The sequence below is a fragment of the Actinophytocola sp. genome (genome assembly GCF_045807065.1).
GTDB lineage: Bacteria > Actinomycetota > Actinomycetes > Mycobacteriales > Pseudonocardiaceae > Actinophytocola.
The window spans coordinates 1-2456 of the sequence record NZ_JBJMIE010000790.1 but is presented as its reverse complement, the minus strand read 5'-3'; the positions used below and the strand labels follow the sequence as shown (position 1 = coordinate 2456).

Sequence of the window (2456 nt, the reverse complement as noted above, 5' to 3'; positions counted from 1 at the left end):
GACTTCCACGCGAGCGTGCGCACCAGGAACGTGGTGAAGAACGGCGCGATCACGCACACCAGCATCAGGTTCCGCCACCGGCCGGCCTTCTGCGCGATCGCGTACGCCAGCGGATAGCCGAGCACGAGGCAGACGATCGTGGCGATGCCCGAGTACAGCGCGGACCGCACGAGATGCGGCCAGTAGGCGGCGATCGCGTCCACGTAGTTGCCGACCGCGAAGGTCTGCGCGTAGCCCAGTTCGAGGCTGCCGGCCCGGTCGTACAGGCTCGTGCCGGCGAGCTGGACCGTCGGCACCACGAAGAACAGCAGCAGCCACACCCCGCCCGGCAGCAGCAGGACGTACGGGATCCACCGGCGGCGACGCGGCCCGGCGGCCGGCGGTGGCGCGGCAACGGCGGGTCCCGCACCGACCGCGGCCCCGACCACGATGCTCACGACGCCCCCTCGCAGGCTCCGGGACGTCCTTCGTCGACGTGGCGCCCATGGTTCGCTCCGCAAGCTCCGCTCACGACGCCCCCTCGCAAGCTCCGCTCACGCGCCGTCACGGCGCGACCCCGAGCGGGTCGGCCGAGTACTGGGTGACCTCGTCGCCCGTGCCGAGCGGCCGGTCCAGCACGAACGAATGCGGCGGGTACCAGTGGGCGACGACCTCGGTGCCCGGCGCGAGCGGCTCCCCCGCGGCCGCGTTCGCCGAGAACACCGACATCTCCTGTCCCCACGGGGTTCTCAGCAGGTACTCGGTGCTGACGCCGGCGTAGCAGGTGTCGGTGAGCACGCCCCGCACCTGGTTGTGCGTGACCGGCGCGTCCTCGTCGGGCAGCGCGAGCCGCACCTTCTCCGGCCGCACGCCGAGCCACACGCGGCCGGCCGTCGAGTGCGCGCGGGCGGCCGGCGCGGCGAACCGTTCCCCGTGCGCGGTGAGGAGGAGGTCGTCGCCGTCGGTTCCGGACACCTCGGCCGCGAACAGGTTGGACTGGCCGAGGAAGTTCGACACGAACGGTGACGAGGGGAACTCGTAGATCTCCGTCGGCGCGCCCAGCTGCTCGATCCGGCCGTTGTTCATGACCGCGACCGTGTCGGCCATCCACATGGCCTCCTCCTGGTCATGGGTCACGTGCAGGAAGGTGATGCCGACCTCGGTCTGGATGCGCTTCAGCTCGATCTGCATCTGCCGGCGCAGCTTGAGGTCCAGCGCGCCGAGCGGCTCGTCGAGCAGCAGGACCTCGGGCTCGTTGACCAGCGCGCGGGCCAGCGCCACCCGCTGCTGCTGGCCGCCGGAGAGCTGCGCGGGCTTGCGCTTGCCGAACCCGGGCAGCTGCACCAGCGCCAACATGTCCGCGACCTTCTTCGCGACGTCCTTGGCGCCGCGCCGGCGCAGTCCGAACGCGATGTTGTCCTCGATGTTGAGGTGCGGGAACAACGCGTAGCTCTGGAAGACCGTGTTGACCGGCCGCCGGTACGGCCGCAGGTGCGTGATCTCCTTGTCCCCCAGCCTGATGCTGCCGTCGGTCAGCTCCTCGAGACCGGCGACCATGCGCAGGGTGGTGGTCTTGCCGCAGCCGGACGCGCCGAGCAGCGCGAAGAAACCGCCCCGCGGCACCGTCACGGACAGGTCGTCGACCGCGGTCATCGCCCCGAACCGCTTGGTGACGTTCGTGAGTACGAGGTCGTCAGACATTGCCTACGCTCCGATCACCTGCTGGAACCGCTGCTCGTAGATGCGTTCCTCGGCCTCGTTCAGCGCCATGAACACCTTGGCGTTCGACAGCGTGTCCTCGCTGGGGAAGATCAGCTCGTTCTCGGCGAGGTCGGGGTCGATGTCGGCCATCTCGTCCTGGGCGCCGACGACCGGGCAGATGTAGTTGACGTACGCGGCCAGCCGAGCGGCGACGGCGGGCTCGTAGTAGTAGTTCATGAACGCCTCGGCGCTGCCCTGGTGCGTGGCGCGGTTGGGGACCTGCATGTTGTCCGACCACAGCATCACGCCCGACTCGGGTGTCACGAACTGGATCTTCTCGTCCTCGAAGTTCAGCTGGATCACGTCGCCCGACCACCCGACACAGGCCGCGATGTCGCCCTTCGCGAGGTCCTGGGCGTAGTCGTTGCCGGTGAAGCGGCGGATCTGTCCGGAGTCGACGGCCTGCTGCAACCTGTTCAGGGCGTTGTCGAACTGGTCCTCGGTGAAGCTGGACGGGTCGTAACCCATCGATCCCATGATCAGCCCCATGGTGTCCCGCATCTCCGAGAGGCACGTGACCTTACCCCTGAGGTCGGGGCGGGTCAGCAGTTCCTCGACGGATCGGACCTCCCTGCTTCCTCCCTCCTCTCCGATCCAGCAAGACCAGGTACTGGACTTACTGGCCCAACTTGTCGACAAATCGCTAGTCTTGGCGGAGCAACCGGGCGGCGCGGTGCGATATCGGCTGCTGGAGACGGTGCGCCAGTATTCGCGGG

General features: G+C 68.8%; 3 protein-coding genes. All 3 read right to left on the bottom strand.

Annotated features, from left to right (window positions below):
- The coding region (locus ACJ73U_RS45920) for an ABC transporter permease (protein WP_407784106.1) at nucleotides 1-437 on the bottom strand (437 nt) is incomplete at its 3' end.
- A 106-nt stretch (nucleotides 438-543) separates the two neighbouring features.
- Complete coding sequence (locus ACJ73U_RS45915; protein ID WP_407784105.1) at nucleotides 544-1680, bottom strand: ABC transporter ATP-binding protein; 1137 nt, start codon at nucleotides 1678-1680, stop codon at nucleotides 544-546.
- Nucleotides 1681-1683: 3 nt separating this feature from the next.
- A complete protein-coding gene (locus tag ACJ73U_RS45910; RefSeq protein ID WP_407784107.1) occupies nucleotides 1684-2379 on the bottom strand; it encodes a PotD/PotF family extracellular solute-binding protein in 696 nt (231 codons plus the stop codon).
- Nucleotides 2380-2456: the final 77 nt, after the last annotated feature.